General features: G+C 72.3%; 12 protein-coding genes. 6 read left to right on the forward strand and 6 right to left on the reverse strand.

Going from position 1 to position 19,938, the window contains the following annotated elements; all coding sequences use genetic code 11:
• Positions 1-392: 392 nt before the first annotated feature.
• Positions 393-938 carry a MarR family winged helix-turn-helix transcriptional regulator gene (locus ACIQWG_RS38915; RefSeq protein ID WP_404105288.1) on the reverse strand — a complete coding sequence of 182 codons (546 nt, stop codon included), beginning with the start codon at positions 936-938 and terminating at the stop codon, positions 393-395.
• Positions 939-1,072: 134 nt separating this feature from the next.
• Here ACIQWG_RS38915 and ACIQWG_RS38920 point away from each other — a divergent pair, with 134 nt between their 5' ends.
• Positions 1,073-2,341, forward strand: a complete 1,269-nt coding sequence (locus ACIQWG_RS38920; protein ID WP_404105508.1) for an MFS transporter — start codon at positions 1,073-1,075, stop codon at positions 2,339-2,341.
• A 179-nt stretch (positions 2,342-2,520) separates the two neighbouring features.
• On the opposite strand, the gene ACIQWG_RS38925 is transcribed toward ACIQWG_RS38920, so the two are convergent.
• Together ACIQWG_RS38925 and ACIQWG_RS38930 are read right to left on the reverse strand one after the other, a co-directional pair.
• On the reverse strand, positions 2,521-4,179 hold the full coding sequence (locus ACIQWG_RS38925) for a SpoIIE family protein phosphatase (RefSeq protein ID WP_404105290.1): 1,659 nt from the start codon (positions 4,177-4,179) through the stop codon (positions 2,521-2,523).
• A gap of 258 nt (positions 4,180-4,437) precedes the next feature.
• On the reverse strand, positions 4,438-5,817 hold the full coding sequence (locus ACIQWG_RS38930; protein WP_404105293.1) for an NAD(P)/FAD-dependent oxidoreductase: 1,380 nt from the start codon (positions 5,815-5,817) through the stop codon (positions 4,438-4,440).
• Positions 5,818-6,201: 384 nt separating this feature from the next.
• Between ACIQWG_RS38930 and ACIQWG_RS38935 the strand changes: the two genes are divergently transcribed.
• Together ACIQWG_RS38935 and ACIQWG_RS38940 are read left to right on the forward strand one after the other, a co-directional pair.
• A complete protein-coding gene (locus ACIQWG_RS38935) occupies positions 6,202-6,984 on the forward strand; it encodes a TetR/AcrR family transcriptional regulator (protein WP_404105296.1) in 783 nt (260 codons plus the stop codon).
• 333 nt (positions 6,985-7,317) lie between these two features.
• Positions 7,318-9,270, forward strand: coding sequence for a sigma-70 family RNA polymerase sigma factor (locus ACIQWG_RS38940; protein WP_404105298.1), 1,953 nt, complete (start codon positions 7,318-7,320; stop codon positions 9,268-9,270).
• Here ACIQWG_RS38940 and ACIQWG_RS38945 read toward each other — a convergent pair.
• Positions 9,257-12,655, reverse strand: coding sequence for an AfsR/SARP family transcriptional regulator (locus tag ACIQWG_RS38945; protein ID WP_404105301.1), 3,399 nt, complete (start codon positions 12,653-12,655; stop codon positions 9,257-9,259). The two genes, ACIQWG_RS38940 and ACIQWG_RS38945, sit on opposite strands and share 14 nt — an antisense overlap.
• Positions 12,656-12,927: 272 nt before the next feature.
• Positions 12,928-15,021: an asparagine synthase-related protein gene (locus tag ACIQWG_RS38950; RefSeq protein ID WP_404105303.1), complete on the reverse strand. Its 2,094-nt coding sequence runs from the start codon at positions 15,019-15,021 to the stop codon at positions 12,928-12,930.
• A gap of 758 nt (positions 15,022-15,779) precedes the next feature.
• Between ACIQWG_RS38950 and ACIQWG_RS38955 the strand changes: the two genes are divergently transcribed.
• Positions 15,780-17,204 (forward strand): MFS transporter, encoded by a 1,425-nt coding sequence (locus ACIQWG_RS38955; protein WP_404105305.1) that lies wholly within the window; start codon positions 15,780-15,782, stop codon positions 17,202-17,204.
• A gap of 8 nt (positions 17,205-17,212) precedes the next feature.
• Here the strand turns inward: ACIQWG_RS38955 and ACIQWG_RS38960 are convergent, their stop codons facing one another.
• Positions 17,213-17,383: a hypothetical protein gene (locus ACIQWG_RS38960; protein ID WP_404105308.1), complete on the reverse strand. Its 171-nt coding sequence runs from the start codon at positions 17,381-17,383 to the stop codon at positions 17,213-17,215.
• 313 nt (positions 17,384-17,696) lie between these two features.
• On the opposite strand from ACIQWG_RS38960, the gene lhgO reads away from it, so the two are divergent.
• Positions 17,697-18,905, forward strand: a complete 1,209-nt coding sequence (gene lhgO, locus ACIQWG_RS38965) for an L-2-hydroxyglutarate oxidase (RefSeq protein ID WP_404105311.1) — start codon at positions 17,697-17,699, stop codon at positions 18,903-18,905.
• Between the two features lie 142 nt (positions 18,906-19,047).
• Positions 19,048-19,911, forward strand: a complete 864-nt coding sequence (gene trmB, locus ACIQWG_RS38970) for a tRNA (guanosine(46)-N7)-methyltransferase TrmB (protein ID WP_404105314.1) — start codon at positions 19,048-19,050, stop codon at positions 19,909-19,911.
• Positions 19,912-19,938: the final 27 nt, after the last annotated feature.

The following is a 19,938-nucleotide window of genomic DNA, read 5'->3' on the forward strand; positions in this document are numbered from 1 at the left end:
TTTTCCGATCCGATTTCCTCGGTGCTTTCCAGGTTCTCGCTCTCGCGTTTCCCTTTCCGGCGGTTCCGACTTTATCAGATCCTTTCGGGCCTGACTCCCAGTCAGTGGGGCTTGTCCTCGCGGCTGTTGGGCCGTTCCGACGTCTCAAACCTTAGCGGATCCTCTCGGCGATTCCCAATCGGGCTGCCGAGTCCCAATTCGAATTGAATTCGGGCATGCCGAAATCGACCCGTGCGGGAGATCGTGCTGGTGGTTTGTTGCCGCTGTCGCGGCGGGAGGTGCTGTCGCAGAACCGTTACGGCTCGGCGGCAACCCGAAGAACTTTACGGATCGGGCAGGGGGCTGTCAAGCGACCCCTGTCAAGATCTTTTCCGCTGCCTCCTGGACCGTCGTCAGTCCAGGTCGCTGAGGCGTCCGCCGGCGTCCGGCTGGGCGTGTTCCACCCTACGGAGCAGGCGGGTGAGGACATCGCCGAGGGTCGTGCGCTCTGTCGGAGAGAGGTCCTGGAGGAGCTCCTCCTCGAAGACCGACGCGAGCCGCATCGCTTCCAGCCACTTCTCGCGTCCCTCCGCTGTCAGCTCGACGATGACACGGACGCGGTTGGACTCGTCGCGTTCCCGGGTGACCAGACCCTCGGCGACCATGCGGTCGATGCGGTGGGTCATGGCCGCCGGGGTGAGGCCGAGGCGCTTGGCCAGGTCACTGGGGCCCATCCGGTACGGGGCGCCGGACAGCACGAGGGCCTTGAGGACCTCCCACTCGGCGTTGCTGATGCCGAGGGCGGAGGTCTGGCGGCCGTAGGCGACGTTCATACGGCGGTTCAGGCGGGACAGTGCCGAGACGATCTTCTCGACCTGGGGGTCGAGGTCCTGGAACTCGCGCTGGTAGGCGGCGATCTGTTCCTCGAGTGTCGGTTCGCTCATGTCGGTGTCGCCCATGGGCCGAGTATGGCACGGGCTTGCTTGGCGTTGAAGTCCTTCTGTGTGTACTCTTTAGCTTCGAACTTTAGCTTTGAAGTCTTCAGGTCTGCATAAGAGGAGAGGTGAACGTGACCAGGGCGAAGGGCGCAGCGATGCGCCGGATTCACGTGGGTAACGCACTCAGCGCGTTCGGGCTCGGATTCACCGTCCCCTACCTGTACGTCTATGTGGCGCAGGTGCGGGGGCTGGGATCCCTGACGGCGGGGCTGGTCCTCGCCGTCTTCGCCGTGGCCGCGCTGATCGTGCTGCCGTTCGCCGGGCGAGCGATCGTCCGGCGGGGCCCGCTTCCGGTGCTGCTCGCCGCTCTGGTCACCGCCGCCCTGGGTTCGCTGAGCCTCGGGCTCGCGGGGAGTGCCGTGGCCGTACTGCTGTCGGCTGCGGCGCTCGGAGCGGGGCAGGCCGTGATGCAGCCGGCGCTCGCGACGATGATCGTGGACTGCTCGACCACGGAGACCCGGTCACGGGCGTTCGCGATGCAGTTCTTTCTCCAGAACCTCGGGCTGGGCGTCGGTGGGCTGATCGGTGGACACCTCGTCGACACGTCGAGTGTCTCGTCGTTCACCCTGCTGTTCGCGATCGAGGCGGCGATGTTCTTGCTGCTCGTGGCGGTCATGTCGACCGTGCGCGTGCCGCATGCGCCGCGGGTCGACGGGGCGCCGGGGCAGCTCTCGGCCAAGGGGAGCTGGAAGCAGCTGCTCGGGAACCGGGCGATGGTGCAGCTGTGTGTGCTGGGCTTTGTGCTGTTCTTCGCCTGCTACGGGCAGTTCGAGTCGGGGCTGAGTGCGTACGGCGTGGAGGCCGCCGGGGTTTCCACGTCGGCGCTGGGGACCGCGTTGGCGGCCAACACCGCGATGATCGTGGTGGCGCAGTTCGCCGTGTTGAAGTTCGTGGAGCGGCGTCGGCGGTCTCGGGTGATCGCGGCCGTGGGGTTGATCTGGGCCGTGGCTTGGGTCGCGGCGGGGTATGCCGGGCTCGGGCACGGGAGTCAGGAGATGGCCACGGCGGCGTTCATTTCCACGTATGCGCTGTTCGGGCTGGGTGAGGCGATGTTGTCGCCGACCGTTGCGCCGCTGGTGGCCGATCTGGCGCCGAGTGGGATGGCTGGGCAGTACAACTCGGCGTTCGCCCTGGTGAAGCAGTTGGCGTTGGCTGTGGGGCCGGCTGTCGGTGGGCCGATGGGGGCGGCGCTGCACGGGCCGTATGTCGTGACGTTTCTGCTGTTCTCGCTGGGGATCACGTATCTCGCGTTGCGGTTGGGGCGGGAGCTGACTGCGGTGCAGGATCGGCCGTGGTTGGGGAAGAGTCGGGTGGTGGCTCAGGGGGCGGTCTCGGGTGTGGGGCAGTCGGAGGCGCGTGCCTGAGGGTTTTCGCCCCCGCCGCCCCTACCCGTCCCATCCCCAGGGGCTTCGCCCCTTCGACCCCACCAGGGGGCTCCACCCCCAGGACCCCCGCCGGCCCCGAAAGGGCCTCGTCCTCAAACGCCGGACGGGCTGAAAGGGCCGACCCCGCGCTGACATGCGCAGCCCTCACCGGTCGGGGCTCAGCGGCCCGCCCCCTTCGGTAGTGCGAACTCGCACCACACCGCCTTTCCGCCGCCCGGTGTGCGGCGGGAGCCCCAGGCGGAGGCGATGGTGGCGACGATGGCGATGCCTCGGCCTGATTCGTCGGCCGGTTCTGCTCGGCGGCGGCGTGGGAGGTGGTCGTCGCCGTCGGTGACCTCGACGATCAGGCGGCGGTCGGTGCGGCGCAGGCGCAGGCGCATGGGTGGGGTGCCGTGCTGGAGGGAGTTGGCGACGAGTTCGCTGGTTGCCAGGACGCCCAGGTCGTGGAGTTCGGGCGGGAAGCGCCAGCTGGTCAGGACGCCGGAGGCGAAGGCACGCGCGCGGGGGGCCGCTTCCACGCCGCCGAGGAGTTCCAGGGCGGCGTTGCGGAAGAGGTCGCCGTCGGGGCCGGTGCGGGCCGGGTGCTGGAGGACGAGGACCGCCACGTCGTCGTCGTGGTCCGCGGTGACGCCCGCCGAACGGACCAGTCGGTCGCAGACGACCTGGGGGGTGCCGGTCGCGCCGGCCAGGGCTCGCTCCAGGGAGGCGATGCCCTCGTCGAGGTCCTCGTTCCGGCGCTCCACCAGGCCGTCGGTGTACAGCACCGCGGTGGAGCCGGGGCTCAGGGCGATCGAGCCGGACGCGTGCATCCAGCCGCCGGTGCCGAGGGGCGGGCCGGTGGGCTCGTCGGCGCGCTGGACCTCGCCGTTCTCGTCGCGGACCAGGATCGGGAGGTGGCCGGCGGAGGCGTACACCAGGCGGCCCTCGTTGGGGTCGTGGATGGCGTAGACGCAGGTGGCGATCTGGTTGGCGTCGATCTCCGTGGCCAGGCCGTCGAGGAGCTGGAGGACCTCGTGCGGGGGGAGGTCGAGACGGGCGTAGGCACGGACGGCTGTGCGGAGCTGGCCCATCACCGCGGCGGCCCGCACGCCTCTGCCCATGACGTCGCCGATCACCAGGGCCGTGCGGCCGCCGCCCAGAGTGATCACGTCGTACCAGTCACCGCCGACCGCGGCCTCGGTGCCGCCGGGGTGGTAGGTGGCGGCGATGCGCAGGTCGTCCGGTTGTTCGAGCTCCTGGGGGAGGAGGGAACGCTGGAGGGTGACGGCCGTTTCGCGTTGGCGGCGTTCGCTGGCACGGAGGCGTTCGGCGGCTTCGGCGTGGTCGGTGACGTCGGTCGCGAAGACGAGGACTCCGCCGTCTCCGTCGGCCACGGGGGTGCAGGCGAAGGTGTAGGAGCGGCCGTCGGGGGCTTTGCGGGACTTGAGGGTGCGGGGCTTGCCGCTGCGCAGGACCTGGTCGAGGAGGGGGAGCAGGCCCAGTTCGGCGAGTTCGGGGAGGGCATCTCGGGCGGGTTCGCCCGGGGGGCGGGCGCCGAAGGCCGTCTCGTAGGCGGCGTTGACGTAGGCGAGGCGGTGGTCGATGCCGTGGACGAGGGCGACCAGGGCCGGGACCCGGTCGAGGACCTCGCGGACCGGCAGCTCGTCCACGGCGGGGATCGGTCCCGTCTCGTCGGTGAGTTGTTCTCCGCGGGCCGCGGGGACGGGACCGGCGCTCTCTCCCCGGAGGTCCGGGGCGGCCGCCGCCGCTGTCTCGGTCCGCGCTGCCGCGCGACGCTGTGTTCCGGGGAGCCGGGCGCTCCAGCGCGTGAAGTTCACGAATCCTTGCCTCGTGTCGTCGTCTTCGGCCGGCTCCGGACCCGGCCGGGGGTCCGAGGGGCGGCGGCACCCCGGGATTGCGGCACCGTGGGGAGAGCCTCGTGGGTGGAAGGGCGGGCGGGTGCCCGTCCAGGGTCGTCCAAGGGTCGTCCTGGGTCGGGAGCGGTACAGGAGCGGTTCGGGATCAGTCTGGCAGTGCGGCCGACCTGGCCGACACCCGTCTGACGCCTGCCCCGTCGGTGGAGTTCCTGGGTCCGGTCAGGACGACCCCTTCGTGTCGTCTCCCGGGTCGAGGTGATGCTTTCCACCGGCCGCGAGTTCGAACTCCGCTCGGGGATGTTCGAGCGAACCGAGGGACACGACCTCCCTCTTGAACAGCCCCGACAGGGTCCATTCGGCCAGGACGCGGGCCTTGCGGTTGAAGGTCGGAACCCTGCTGAGGTGGTAGACGCGGTGCATGAACCAGGCAGGGTAGCCCTTCAGCCTGCGTCCGTAGACCTGGGCGACGCCCTTGTGGAAGCCGAGCGAGGCCACCGAACCCGCGTATTTGTGGGCGTAAGTCTCCAGGGGCTCGCCGCGCAGGGCGTGCACGATGTTGTCGCCGAGTACCTTCGCCTGGCGCAGGGCGTGCTGCGCGTTGGGGGCGCACTGTGTGCCGGGTGCGCCCGCGGTGACGTCCGGGACGGCTGCGGCGTCTCCCGCGGCCCACGCGTGCGTGGCGCCGTCGACCGTCAGCTCGGGGGTGCATTTCAGCCTGCCGCGCGCATTGAGTGGCAGGTCGCTCGCGGCGAGGATCGGGTGCGGCTTGACGCCGGCCGTCCAGACGACCGTACGGGTCGGGAAGCGGGCGCCGTCGTCGAGGACGGCGACCCGGTCGGCGCAGGACTCCAGGCGGGTGTGCAGGCGTACGTCGATGTTGCGGCGGCGCAGTTCGGTGACGGTGTAGCGGCCCATGTCCTCGCCGACCTCGGGCAGGATCCGGTCGGAGGCCTCGACCAGGATCCACTTCATGTCCTCGGGCCGGACGTTGTGGTAGTAGCGCGTGGCGTAGCGGGCCATGTCCTCCAGCTCGCCGAGCGCCTCGACGCCCGCGTAGCCGCCTCCGACGAAGACGAAGGTGAGGGCCGCGTCGCGGATCGCGGGATCACGGGTGGAGGAGGCGATGTCCATCTGCTCGATGACGTGGTTGCGCAGGCCGATGGCCTCCTCGACGGTCTTGAAGCCGATGCCGTGCTCGGCGAGACCGGGGACGGGGAGGGTGCGCGAAACGGAACCGGGGGCGAGCACGAGTTCGTCGTACGACAGCTTCTCGGTGCCGGTGCCCTCCTCCTCCGTGGCGAGAGTGGTGAGGGTCGCGATGCGTGCGGTGTGGTCGATGGCGGTGGCCTCGCCGATGATGACGCGGCAGCGCGGCAGGACGCGGCGCAGCGGTACGACCACATGGCGCGGGGAGATGAGGCCGGCCGCCGCTTCGGGGAGGAACGGCTGATACGTCATGTACGGGTCGGGAGTGACGACGGTGATCTCGGCCTCGCCCCGTTCGAGTTCCGGTTTGAGTCTCCGCTGGAGACGCAGGGCCGTGTACATCCCGACGTAGCCGCCGCCGACAACGAGAATGCGCGCACGTTCCTTCACCATCCCATGACGCACCCGGCGCTTGCGTTTGTCCACAGGCTCGACAATTTGTGTGACCGGAGGCCGACGAAGCCGCGATTTGGCGAATTGCCGGAGTGCGCGGAAACTTCGCAGGTCACAGGGTGTGCGCCGGAGCATGGCGGGTGGCGCAATCCGGACGTAAACGACCCGTACTCCGATCGAGGGGCGCTCCGTGCGGAACCTGCCCCTTCTGAATTGACTCCCGCTCAACTATGTTCGTGTGTCGACGGGGTGTAGGGGGATGCGCTCTTCGGGTCCGCGAGTCAGACGGTACGGACTCGGGGTCCGGGCCAGTTCCGCGACGCTCCGGCTTTGCAATGACGGGGAGAGTCTCCGGGGGGAGACGTCATTACCGGGGGATCGCTTATGCATGTTCAGGATTCTCGATGGTCTTCCGCGTCCGCCATCGCACCCGGCGGCGGCGCGGTGGGCGGCACGATGAGCGCGGCCGCGACCAACGGACGCGGGGACAGCTCGCGTACCGCGCCGCTGCGCGTGGACGCACAGCGCAATCTGGAGCACGTGCTGCGTGCGGCGCGTGAGGTCTTCGGCGAGCTGGGCTACGGCGCGCCGATGGAGGACGTGGCGCGGCGCGCGCGGGTCGGTGTCGGCACCGTGTACCGGCGCTTTCCGAGCAAGGACGTCCTGGTGCGGCGGATAGCCGAGGAGGAGACGTCCCGGCTGACCGACCAGGCGCGTGCGGCGCTCGGCCAGGAGGACGAGCCGTGGTCGGCGCTGTCGCGCTTCCTGCGCACATCGGTGGCCTCCGGCGCGGGCCGGCTGCTGCCGCCGCAGGTGCTGCGGGTCGGGGTCGCCGAGGACGGCACCGGGCTCGACGAGGCGCGCGTACCGCAGCAGCGGATACAGCCGGGCGCCGGTGAGCTGCGGTTGGTGCCCGAGCATCCGCAAGCGGCCGTGGCCGGACCCGTGGACGATGCGGGGGCGGCGGCGCTGCTCGACGTGGTGGGCCAGCTCGTGGAGCGGGCGCGCGCGGCGGGTGCGCTGCGGGCCGACGTCTCGGTGTCGGACGTACTGCTGGTGATCGCGACGGCGGCGCCCTCGCTGCCGGACCCGGCACAGCAGGCGGCGGCCTCGGCGCGACTGCTGGACATCCTGCTGGAGGGGTTGCGGTCGCGGCCGAAGACCTGAGCCGACCGGTGACCCCGACGGGGTGCCGTACGGCCGGCGGGTGACGTATGGCCGGCGGGTGACTTACGGCCGGCGGTGACCGGGAGGCGGGGTGCCCCACCGACCTCGCCTCGAACACCGCTGCCGAACACGCCCGGCACATCGGGCAGGCACCGAACTGGTGCCCGGCGAGGACTGGTTGAGCCTTCCTCGGCGGGCCCAGGCCCGTACTGAGTCGCGGGAAGTCCCCACGGACGAGTGGATGTTCGCACGCGTGGGTCCTGACCAAAAGCCGATGTGGCACCCTGACCCGGTGTCCAGGACTGGTGGAGTCGGCGGCGGGGGCTTTCCGCGATGAGCGTTGACGGGTGGGACGAGTCACGCGGTGACGGCGACTCGGGAACTCCACAGGTGCCGAGTCAGGGCGGACACGCCGACCTGCCGCAGGGCCGTGGCGCGGAGGGTGGCGTCCCGGCGCAGCGCGACCGGCGTGAGGACGGCGTGCTGCCGCCCCCGCGCGAACTGCCGCCCTCGGACGTCGACCTGATCGGCCGGATGCGCTCCGGCGACGACAGCGCCTACGAGGAGCTGTACCGGCGCCATGCGGAGGCGGTGCGCCGGTACGCCCGCACCTGCTGCCGTGACGCCCACACCGCGGACGACCTCACCGCCGAGGTGTTCGCCCGCATGCTCCAGGCCGTACGCGGCGGTTCGGGTCCCGAGCACGCCGTACGCGCCTATCTGCTCACCTCGATCCGACGGGCCGCCGCGGACTGGACGAAATCGGCTCGGCGGGAGCAACTGGTCGACGACTTCGCGGTGTTCGCCGCGCAGTCCGCGCGGGTGGCCGCGGTGTCCGACGACGACACCCTCGATCTCGGCGCGGACGTACGGGCGATGCACGAGGCCGAGCAGTCCATGGCCATGCAGGCCTTCCGGTCACTGCCGGAGCGCTGGCAGGCCGTGCTGTGGCACACCGAGGTCGAGGACGAGTCGCCCAGCGAGGTCGCCACGCTCTTCGGGCTGGACGCCAACGGCACGCGCGTGCTCGCCAGCCGGGCCCGTGAGGGCCTCAAGCAGGCCTACCTCCAGGCCCATGTCAGCGCCAGCCTGGCCGGCGACGAGGCGTGCGCCCGCTATGCCGACCGGCTCGGCGCCTACGCGCGCGGCAGCCTGCGCACCCGTGCCGAACGCGGTCTGCGCAAGCACCTGGACGAGTGCGCCAAGTGCCGGCTGGCCGCGGGCCAGATCAAGGAAGTCGCCGGCGGTATCCCCGCCGTGGTGCCGGTCGCGGTCATCGGCTGGTTCGGTGCCGCCGGGTACGCCAAGGCGGCCGGGCTCATCGTCGGCGGTGCCGGGGCGGGTGCGGCGGGAGCGGCCGTCGCGGCGGGCGGTGGTTCGTCGGGCGGGGCCGGGGCCTCGGGCGGGGCGGCCGCGGCGGGCGGGAGTTCGTCCGGCGGAGCGGGTGCCGGGGGCGGTGCGGCGGCCTCCGAGGGGCTGGGCGCGCCTCTGAAGGCCGGCATCGCGGCCGGTGTGGTCGCCGTGGGCGTCGCGGCGGCGATCTTGCTCGCCCTGGCCGGCAACGACACACCCACCCGGGAACCGGACGCCAAGCAGCCCCGCGTCCCCTCCCCCATCGTCGAGGAGACGCCGACACCGAAGCCGCCGGAGAAGGAGCCGAGCAAGGAGCCGACCCCGCGGCCACCGGCGATCATCCCGGCCGTGCAGCCCGAGTCGACCCCGACACCGACCCCTTCGCCCACCCCCACGCGCACGCCCAGTCCGACGCCCATGCCCACGGCTCCCCCTACGCCGACTCCGACCCCCACTCCGACGCCCACACCCACTCCGCCCCCACCGCCACCGCCCGCCCCGGCCGACTACCAGTGGAGCGAGCTGTCGTACGACCTCACCGGCGACGGCACCGAGCCCGAGATGCGGCTGCACGAGAGCAGCTGGGTGTGGCAGCGCGACGACGTGGCGATCGCCGGCACGCGGTACGCGCACGGTGTCACCGTGCACGGCCGGTCCTCGGTCACCATCGACCTCAACCGCGAGTGCTCCGCCTACCGGGCGCAGGTCGGCGTCGACGACTCGAACCTGGGGCTGGGCCGGTTCTCCTTCTCGGTCTACGCCGACGGCGTACGACTGTGGCGGTCCGCCGTCGTCAGGGCCGGGGCCGCGGCGGTGCCCGTCCAGGTGGACCTCACCGGGCGCAAGACTGTCCGACTGGTGGTCGAACCGCGCGGCACCCTCGACAATCTGCTGCTGGCGGACTGGGCGGAGTCGAAGTTCAGCTGCCGGTAGGGCCGGTCGGAGGGTGAAGGCCCCGGACGGCTTGAGCGAGCTCCCCCACGACATCGGCGTGGGTGAGGGCAACGCCGCCGGTGTACTCCGCGCTGAACCGCTGGGCACCCAGGGCCGCACGGGCGTCGGCCTCGGCCCGCTCGGCGTGCGCGCGCTCCGGCATCCGGCGCGGATGGCCGCCCCGCCAGTGCTCCGAGGCGGCGAGCAGACGGGCCGCGCGCGCATGGTCGCCGAGCCGGGTCAGCAGATCCGCCGCGGCGTCCGTGAGGGTCGCCGTGATCACTTCGGCGCACCGGTCCTCCACGGCCATGCGCAGGGCCTCGGCCAGCAGCGGCAGTCCCTCCTCCGGACTGGACTCGGCCGTCACGACCAAGGCCTCCACCATGGTCAGCATCACGATGAACTGGGGCGGCACCGTCGCCCGTTCGGTCTCCGCGCGGACCGCCACACACAACTCGCGCGCGCGTACGAGGTCCTTGTCGTCCAGCGCCACCTGGGCTCGCATCAGCAGGACGAACGCCCGTGAGTCCGCCACGCCGTGCCGGTCGGCCACCGCGCCCGCCTCGTCCAGCGCGCTCAGGGCGGCCGCACGGTCGCCCGAGCGGTAGGCGATCTCGGCCAGCCGGGCGATGAGGAAGGGCGTCTCGGTGTAGGCGCCCACCTCGTGGGCGAGGTGCAGCGCCTCCTCGTACTCCTCCTCGGCCTCCTCGTAGCGACCGCGCGACATCGCCGTCTCGCCGGCGGCGCTGCACACCTGGGCCCGCATCCAGCGGTCCCCGGCCCGGCGGCTGAGGGTCCGCAGCTCCGCGAGGTCGTCGTCCAGGCCCGTCAGATCGCCCGGTGCGTCGACCAGCATGTGCGTGCGGAACATCAGGATGCAGCCGACCTCCCAGTCACCGCCGTACGCACGGCAGTTGGCCAGCACAGTGTCCATGACGTACTTGGTGTCGGCCGTGTCGCCCAGGATGTAGTGGGTCAGCGGCCAGACCATGCCTGGGAGGCGCGCCGCGTCAGGACCGCCGCGCGCGAAGTGGGCCCGCACCCGGCCGATGTACCGCCCCCATCGCTCGTCCTGCCAGTGCTCCACCGGTTCGAACTCGATGGCGAGGAAGAGGTGCTGCATACGAAGGCTCATCCGCGCGTCCTGCCGCGGGTGGCCGTCCTCTCCCTCCAGGGCCGGAAGCAAGACGTCCACCGGGTGGGCGGAGGACGGTACGCCCGGCGGTGCGGAGTCCGGGACGGCCGAGGCCGCGCAGGGGCCCGGGGCTGTGGCGTCCGAGGCGGCACACATGCGCAGCACGCGCTCGACCCAAGCCGCGCCCTCGACACGGTAGTTCCGCAGCCACCAGAACCAGCCCATGGCCAGGGTGATGGCGGTGGCGTCCGCCTCGTCGCCCTCGGTCAGGGCACGGTCGAGAGCGGCGCGGATGTTGTCCAGCTCGGTCTCCAGGCGGGAGATCCACGGGAGCTGGTCGGCGGAACGCAGCAGCGGATCGGCCTCCTCCACGAGCGCGCGCACCCACGCGCGGTGCCGGCGCCCGGCCGCGCGCCGCGGCTCGGGGACCTCGGCGGCGCGCTCCACGGCGTACTCGTGGATGGTCTCCAGCATGCGGTAACGCATGCCGTCGGCGCCGTCCCGGTCGTCCGGGTCGGCCACGATCAGGGACTTGTCCACGAGCGCGCCGAGGATGTCCGCGACCGGCCCGGTGCACACCGCCTCCGCCGCGGTCAGATCCCAGCCGCCCGCGAAGACGGACACCTCGCGCAGCACGACGCGCTCGCGCTCGTCGAGCAGTTCCCAGGACCAGTCGACGACGGCGCGCAGGGTCTGCTGGCGGGGCAGGGCCGTACGGCTTCCGGAGGTGAGGAGGCGGAAGCGGTCGTCGAGGCGGTCGGCGATCTGCCGGGGAGTGAGCAGCCGCAGCCGGGCCGCCGCCAGCTCGATCGCGAGCGGCAGTCCGTCGAGACGGCGGCAGATCTCCTCGACGGCCTCCTGGGCGTGGCCGTCGAGGAGCGCGGGGGCGGTGTCGGGGCGGACGGCCGCCGCGCGGTCCGTGAAGAGGCGGTGCGCCTGGTCGGGGAGCAGGGGCTCGACCGGGCGGACCGACTCGCCGGGGACGCCCAGGGGTTCACGGCTGGTGGCGAGGATCGTGAGGCCCGGGCAGTGGGTGAGGAGGGTCTCGGCGAGGGTGGCGGTGGCGCCGATGACATGTTCGCAGTTGTCAAGGATCAGGAGCTCGCTGCGCTGGGCGCAGTGCTCGATCAGCAGGGCGAGCGGGTCGTCCTGCGGGGTCGTCAGCTCGTTGGTCATGAGCACGGTCTCGCGCCGACCGAGCGCGTTGACCACCGCGCCTGGTACCGCCTCCGGCCGGTCGAGCCGGGCGAGCTCGACGAGCCATGCCTGGGGGTGGCCGACGGCGGCTTCCTCGGCGAGGCGGGTCTTTCCAGAGCCGCCCGGTCCGGTGAGTGTGACCAGTCGGGCCCTGTGCAATTCGGAACGGATGGCGTCGAGTTCGAGTTCCCGGCCCACGAAAGAGGTAAGGCGAGGACGGAGGTTGCCGTTCCGTGCCGCGGTGTGGGGGTGGTGGGCGGCCGACGGGGTGGGCCGTGGAACGGCTTTCCCGGCCGGGGTGGGCTCGGTGGGGGTGTCGTTGCTTCGTGCGGGCGGCGGTGTCAGCAGTTCGGTGTGCAGGGCGCGGAGTTCCGGGCCGGGGTCGGTGCCCAGGCCGTCGGCCAGGGTGCGGCGGGCCGTCTCGTAGGCGGCGAGGGCGTCGGCTGGGCGGGCCGTGTCGCGCAGGGCTCGGATGAGGAGGGCGTGCAGCGGTTCGTCGTACGGATGCTCCGTGGTCAGTGCCTTGAGGTCCGGTACGGCGTGGTGGGCGCGGCCGAGCCGTAGGTCCGCCTCGATGCGGGCTCGGGTCGCCTCCAGGCGGAGGGCGTCCGGGCGGGTGACGGCGGTGGTGCGGTCGGGGAGGTCGGTGAGGGCCGGGCCGCGCCACAGGGCGAGGGCGGTGGTGAGGGTCTGGGCGGCGGTGGCGGGGTCGTCCTCGGCCAGGGCGGAGGTGCCCTCGTGCACCAGGCGTTCGAAGACGAAGAGGTCGATGTCTTCCCTGGTCGCCGTGAGCCGGTAGCCGCCGGGGGCTGAGGTGACCGTGTTCCTGCCGAGGGTGCGGCGCAGGCGGGCGATCAGGGCCTGGAGGGCGGCGGGGGCGTCTTGGGGTGGGTCGTCGGGCCAGATCTCGTCGATCAGGGTGTGGGGGGTGGTGAGTTGGCCGGGGCGTAGGGCCAGGGCGGTGAGCAGGGCGCGTAGGCGGGGGCCGCCGAGGGGGACGGTGGTGCCCTGGTCGTTCTCTGCCTGGGTGACGCCGAGGATTTTGTACCGCACCTTGTCATTGTCGCGGGGGTGGGGGGTGGGGGCGCGGGTTTTGTCGGCGGGGGGTTGGTTGCGGTGGGGGTTCGGGTGCGGGTGGGTGGGTGGGGAGGGGGTTTCGCCCCCGCCGCCCTTACCCGTCCCATGCCCAGGGGCTTCGCCCCTTCGACCCCACCAGGGGGCTCCGCCCTCTGGACCCCTATCGGCCCCGAAGGGCCTTGTCCTCAAACGCCGGACGGGCTGGAAGTGCCGACCTCGCGCTGACAAGCACAGCCGGCCCCCGGAAGCTAAGGCCGAGCCCCTCCCGCCCCCGCCCCCAACGCCCCCCGCTGCGGTCGGATTCCCGCCGGTACCGCGCGTTGGCGGGCCGGGGTTCCTGTCCAGCAGGTGCCTCGGCGGGCCAGGAGGCGGGTCAGCCAGAGCTCGAGGGAGATCAGGTCTGCCAGGCCGTCCAGGGGGAGGGGTTCGCCCTCCGAGGCGGCGCGGAGGGCCTTGCGGACCACTCTTGCCTCCACCAGGCCCGCCTGGGCCAGGAGGGGCGTGCCGAACAGGGACATCAGGGGGTCCGTGGCCATCTTCAGGCCCGTCCGTGCCGCTACCGCGGCCGACGCGTGGGACGGTGCGCCCCAGCCGGGCGGGAGGTCGGCCACCCCGGCGCCCTCCAGGACCGTACGGAGGATCGCGGCGCGGGCGCCGGGCTGGACGCGCAGGGCCTCCGGGAGGGCCCGGCAGGCGCGGACGACCTGGTTGTCGAGGAAGGGGGTGTGCAGGCGCTGGGAGCGGATCTCGGCGGCCTGCTCCAGGATGCGGATGTCGGCGGCGTAGCGGGCCAGGGCGGCACGCGCGCGGTGGTCGCCGGGGCGCTGGCCGGGGCCGACGCCGTTGCGGGTCGTGGCCGTCTGGAGGCGAACCGATACTTCAGCCAGCGCCTCGCCGGTCAGCCAGCGTGCCGCCGGACCCGGTCTGGCCCAGGTGAGCGCGGCGAGCGACGCCCCCACGGCACCTCCGGGATCCTCGAAGCGCCGGTCCATCAGACGGGCCGCCAGGGACTCCAGGCCGGTGCGGTACGGGGTGCGGGCCAGCCTCCGAGCCGCGCCGTACACGCGCGCGGGGACCAGCACGGAGCCGTCCGCCTTCGCCAGGGCCGCCACCGGACGGACCAGGTGGCGGCGTTTGCGGTCCATGAGGAGGTCCGCGAGGCGAGCCGGGTGGGCGTCCAGGACCTGGCGGGCGCCGTAGCCGGTGAAGTGGTCCGCGCTGCCGGACGCCAGGCGGGCGCGGTGCCGCGCGGCCGTCACCAGGCTGGGGCCGGGCTCGTCCGTCAGGGGGCCGTCCAGTTCGGCGTACGGCAGTGTCTCCTCGCCGCCGGCCACCACCACGTGGTGCAGACGGGGGTTGGCCGCGAGAGCGCCGGCGCGTTCCAGCTCGGCCTCGCGGCCGCCCACCGCCAGGTCGTTGAAGGTGACCGCGAGGAGGCGTTCGCCCGCGCCCGTGCCGTGTCCCAGCACCGTGCCCGGCATTCCCGGGAGGCCGGCCGCGAGGAGGGCCAGGGTGCCCGAGGCCGGGCCGCCGGACAGGTCGGCGCCGATGCCCGGAACCGGCATCCCGCGCGCGGCACGCCGTTCGGCCGGCCCCATCCCCGGTACCGGGCCGGGATCGATGTCGGGGACGTGGCGCGGCGCGGACAGACGCGCGCGCACCGCCTCCACCAGGGCGTCGCGCACCGCGTCCACCGCGCGGTCGGGGTCGGCGGCCGGTGCCGCCACCGCCAGCGAGGCGACCGGCTCGTACCCGGCGATCTCACGCGCCCCCGCGCGCAGGATGAGCGCATGCCCCGGTGGAATGCGGCGTACGCCGTCGTACGGCGTGGAGTCGTGCAGGGCCGCCGGTACGTCGGGGGCGGCGAGCAGCGCGGCGAGGTGCCCGAAGTCGAGGTTGGCCTCGATGAGGTCGGCGAGGGGCAGTGCGGCGGTCGCGTACGCCGTACCGCCGGCCCAGGGGGTGTGGAACACCGGCCGCGCGCCGGCCAGATCGCCGCACACGGTGATCCTGCGGCCGACCTGGACGACGGCCGTGTAGCTGCCGGACCAGGCCGTCAGATGCCGAAGTGCCCCTCCGCGCGCGGCGAACAGACCCAGGCGCAGCTGTTCGTCGCTCGCCCCGCAGGTGCCGAGGACCGCGATCCGGTTCTGCGCGTCGGCCCGCACCACACGGACCTCGTCGGGGCGCCAGTCGCCGACCGCCCAGAGCGGATCGGGGTCGCCCCACAGGAGTTGGGACCCCACCGGGTGCACGGTCTCGCCGTCGCCTCCGGTCGCCCCCGCGGAGCCGACTCCGGCGGAAACCGCGGCGGTGCTGCTCCATCCCACCAACCACCGCATGGACGCCTCCACAGGCTGTGGACAACCAGTGCACCGTACGAACCGGTCACCATGCTGCCATGAAGGACGCACACCGGAGCGGCGGCGGAGCCGCTCGGGATCGGGCGGTCACCCCCGCACGGCCGCGCGCGGCGGGGACGGAGGGGGTGCCGAACACCCCTGACGGACAAGGAGATCCACGCGCGCGGAACGAAGAGATCCAGGCACCCGGTCAAGTCAGTGGCAAGACCTTCGCGGCGCGAATGCGCCCCCGATACGCTCCCCAAAAACTCCCTTCGCGCCCTCAAGTGCCATGGTGAGAGCGGGAATCACCCGCGAGCGGCTGGGTCGGTTTTCGGCCAAATCGGCGTCGTAGAGACAGGCTTACGCACGCTCCGTACAAGCCCTCCGCACTACTCGCCGTGCTCGCCGCGTGCGCAGTCCGGGGAACGGAGTGCGCCCCCCGGACCGTTCCGCCGCCCGCGGGGATGTAGGCGGCGGAATCCCCCAGCCCACTGGATCCAGTACAGCGGGCCGACCCACGCAGAAGCCATGGAACCGCTCCCCCGGTGGCTGGAGAAGAGCGCACGGACGGGCGCACAGCCACACACCGGGAGCACGTCACAACTGTGCGTAGGGGGTGCGCACTTGAGTACGGACCACAATCCCGCCATCCGGAACAATGCCCCTTAACGCTTGGGATGCGGCGAACTACGCTGGGTTTACGAATGCCGCGTGGTTATGCCAGCGCGGCAGCCGTCTGTGTCGAGGGGTGGCGCATGTCCAGGGAGCAACGCGGGCCGAACGAAAAACTCGGCACCGTTCTCGCCCTCGCGGGAATCAGCAACGCAGGACTCGCTCGACGCGTCAACGACCTTGGCGCTCAGCGGGGCCTGACTCTTCGCTACGACAAGACCTCGGTGGCGCGCTGGGTGTCGAAGGGCATGGTGCCGCAAGGTGCCGCGCCGCACCTCATCGCCGCCGCGATCGGCCAGAAGCTGGGCCGCCCGGTGCCGCTCCACGAGATCGGCCTGGCGGACGCGGACCCCGCACCCGAAGTGGGCCTCGCCTTCCCCAGGGACGTCGGACAGGCGGTGAAGTCGGCGACGGAGCTCTACCGTCTCGACCTCGCCGGACGCCGCGCCGGCTCCGGCGGCATCTGGCAGTCGCTGGCCGGTTCGTTCGCGGTCAGCGCATACGCAACGCCTGCCTCACGGTGGCTGATAACACCGGCCGACACTTCCGTCGCGCGCGAGGTGAACCCGTCCGACGGGTCCGGCGCACCGCTCAAAGTCGGCCACAGCGATGTGCAGAAGCTGCGGGAGGCCGCCGAGGACGCCAGGCGCTGGGACTCCAAGTACGGAGGCGGCGACTGGCGTTCGTCGATGGTGCCCGAGTGCTTACGGGTCGAGGCGGCACCACTGCTGCTCGGCTCGTACTCCGACGAAGTGGGCCGCGCGCTGTTCGGGGCTAGCGCCGAACTGACCCGGCTCGCCGGGTGGATGGCGTTCGACACCGGCCAGCAGGAGGCGGCGCAGCGGTACTACATCCAGGCGCTGCGCCTCGCGCGCGCGGCGGCCGACGTACCGCTCGGCGGGTACGTCCTGGCGTCGATGTCGCTCCAGGCGACCTACCGGGGCTTCGGCGACGAGGGCGTCGACCTCGCGCAGGCCGCGCTGGAGCGCAACCGAGGCCTCGCCACGGCCCGCACCATGAGCTTCTTCCGGCTGGTCGAGGCACGCGCACACGCGCGCGCGAATGACGCCCAGGCCGCGGGTGCCGCCCTGAAGGCGTCGGAGGGCTGGCTGGAGCGGTCCAGGGAGGGCGACCACGATCCGTCCTGGCTCGGCTTCTACTCCTACGACCGCTTCGCCGCGGACGCCGCGGAGTGCTACCGGGACCTCAAGGCGCCGCGCCAGGTACGGCGGTTCACCGAGCAGGCGCTGTCGAAGCCGACGGAGGAGTTCGTGCGCTCGCACGGGCTGCGGCTCGTCGTCTCGGCGGTCGCCGAACTGGAGTCGGGCAACCTGGATGCCGCGTGCGAGCAGGGCGTACGGGCCGTGGAGGTCGCGGGGCGGATATCGTCCGCGCGCACCACGGAGTACGTCAAGGACCTGCTGCACCGGCTGGAGCCGTACGGCGACGAGCCCCGAGTGGTCGAACTGCGGGAGAGGGCGCGGCCGCTGCTCATGGCACCGGCCTGAGCGTGCCCTCACGCGCGCGTGCGGTGCGCGGCGGCCCGGCAGTCCCGGGCCGCCGCCGCCTCCGTCCTGCGCGAACCGGGCGGCTGCGAAGCGCCCCGCCACGGGTTGCCGGCGCAGGTGTACGGCCGCACGGCCGTGGCGCCCTTCGCGCTGCCGGGCAGGCCCGTCAGCGCGGCCATCGGAACGAGCTCCTCGGCGTGCGTGAAACGCAGCTCGGCGCCCAGGTCGCTGCCGCCGTCGCCCTTGGCCTCGACCTGCTTGAAGCAGTCGCCGAGCAGAGCGGCGCGTGAACTCGCCGTGGCCGGATCTCGGCGGACGAGTGGCCGGACTTCCCACCCTTGCCAAAGGTTCCCCCGCCTGCCAGAAGTTCCCCAGCCGGATCACCACGGCGGGAAGCGTGAGTGCCGCTCTCCCCTCGGGACATGGCGGTCCGGAGGGTTTGAGTGCGTTGTCAGTGGCGCAGTGCATTATCGAATCCGGGAGGTGGAGCAGGTGCGGACGCTCGCTTACGACTGTGACGTGCTGGTCATCGGCGGTGGGATCGTCGGGCTGGCCACGGCGTATGCGATCACGCGTGCCGCGCCGGGCACCCGGGTGACCGTGCTGGAGAAGGAGCCGGGCCCGGCCCGGCACCAGACGGGGCGCAACAGCGGGGTCATCCACAGCGGGATCTACTACCGACCGGGCTCCCTCAAGGCCCGGTACGCGGTGCGGGGCGCCGCCGAGATGGTCAAGTTCTGCGCGGAGTACGGCATCGCGCACGCCGTCACCGGCAAGCTGATCGTCGCGACCGAGCGGGAGGAGCTGCCGCGGCTGCACGCCCTGGTACAGCGCGGACGGGAGAACGGCATTCCGGTACGGGAGCTGCGCGCCGCGCAGATCGCGGAGTACGAGCCGGAGGTGCGCGGACTCGCCGCGATACACGTCGGGACGACGGGCGTGTGCGACTTCGTCGGGGTCGCCCGGCAGCTCGCCGAGGCGTCCGGGGCGGAGATCCGCTACGGCGCGCGGGCCGAGCGGATCGACCGGCGGCCCGCGCTGGGGGTCGCCGTACGGACGACGCGGGGGGACGTCGTGCGGGGGCGGGTGCTGGTGAACTGTGCCGGGCTGTACTGCGACGAGGTGGCCCGGATGACCGGGGACGAGCCGGAGGTGCGGATCGTGCCGTTCCGGGGGGAGTACTGGTCGCTGGCCCGGCCCGAGCTGGTGCGGGGACTGGTGTATCCGGTGCCGGATCCGGCGTTTCCGTTCCTCGGGGTGCATCTCACGCGCGGGATCGACGGGGGTGTGCACATCGGGCCGAACGCGGTGCCCGCGCTGGCGCGGGAGGGGTACGGGTGGGGGGTCGTGCGGCCGAGGGAGGTCGCGGCGACGGTGTCCTGGCCGGGGGCGTGGCGGATGGCCGGGCGGCACTGGCGGTACGGGGCGGGGGAGCTGCGGCGGTCGGTGTCCAAGGTGGCGTTCACGGGGGCGGTGCGGAGGTTGTTGCCCGCGGTGACCTCCGATGATCTGGTGCGGGCGGCTGCGGGGGTGCGGGCGCAGGCCGTGCTGCGGGACGGGGGGCTGGTGGATGACTTTCTGATTCGGGAGGGGGAGCGGGCGGTGCATGTGCTGAATGCGCCCAGTCCTGCGGCTACCGCTTCGCTGCCGATCGGGCGGGAGGTGGCTCGGCGGGCGTTGGCGGTGTTGGAGGGGGTTTGATCGCCCCTTCGACCCCACCAGGGGGCTCCGCCCCCCGGACCCCCATCGGTCCCGAAGGGCCTCGTCCTCAAACGCCGGACGGGCTGACGGATCCCAGCCGTAATTCCACCCCCTTCCCGCTCCCCGTAAAATCGACCCCACTGTGTCTGACTCCCTCAACGCCCCCGAAGCCCCCCGCCCCGCCGTCCCCGGTCGAACCGTGGCCGACGGTGAGCTCGCGAGCCATGCCCCCGTCCCCGTCCCCGGTGAGTCGATTCGGCATACCCGGGCCAAGGGGGAGCCGCGGTTCCCGGACGGGCCACAGGCCGATCCGGCCGGGTCGCACTTCGAGCGGCGGATCCGGAGTTTTCAGCCGCGGCGGAGCAGGGTGACCGCGGGCCAGGCGGACGCGTTGCAGCGGCTGTGGCCCAAGTGGGGGCTGGACATCGACGGACAGTGCGTCGTCGACCTCGGCGAGCTGTTCGGGAACGACAACCCCGTCGTGCTGGAGATCGGCTTCGGCATGGGGGAGGCGACCGCGCAGATGGCCGCCGGCGACCCCGGCACCAACATCCTCGCCGTCGACGTCCACACCCCCGGGCAGGGAAACCTCCTCAACCTGGCCGACCAGAACGGCCTCGGCAACATCCGCGTGGCCAACGGCGACGCCATCATCCTGCTGCGGGAGATGCTCGGCCCCGACTCGCTCGACGGGCTGCGCGTCTACTTCCCCGACCCCTGGCCGAAGAAGCGCCACCACAAGCGGCGGCTCATCCAGCCAGAGTTCCTCGACCTCGCCGCGACCCGGCTGCGGCCCGGCGCCCTGGTGCACTGCGCCACGGACTGGGAGCCGTACGCCGAACAGATGCTCGACGTGCTGACCGCGCACCCCGACTTCGAGAACACCCGCCCCGACGGTGGTTTCGCGCCCCGTCCCGAGTTCCGGCCGCTGACCCGTTTCGAGGGCCAGGGACTGGACAAGGGTCATGTGGTGAACGACCTGCTCTTCCGCCGCGTACAGCGGTAACAGCAGCGGGAAGAACAGCACCGACAA

Origin of the sequence: Streptomyces sp. NPDC098781, from assembly GCF_044759995.1 — a bacterium.
GTDB lineage: Bacteria > Actinomycetota > Actinomycetes > Streptomycetales > Streptomycetaceae > Streptomyces.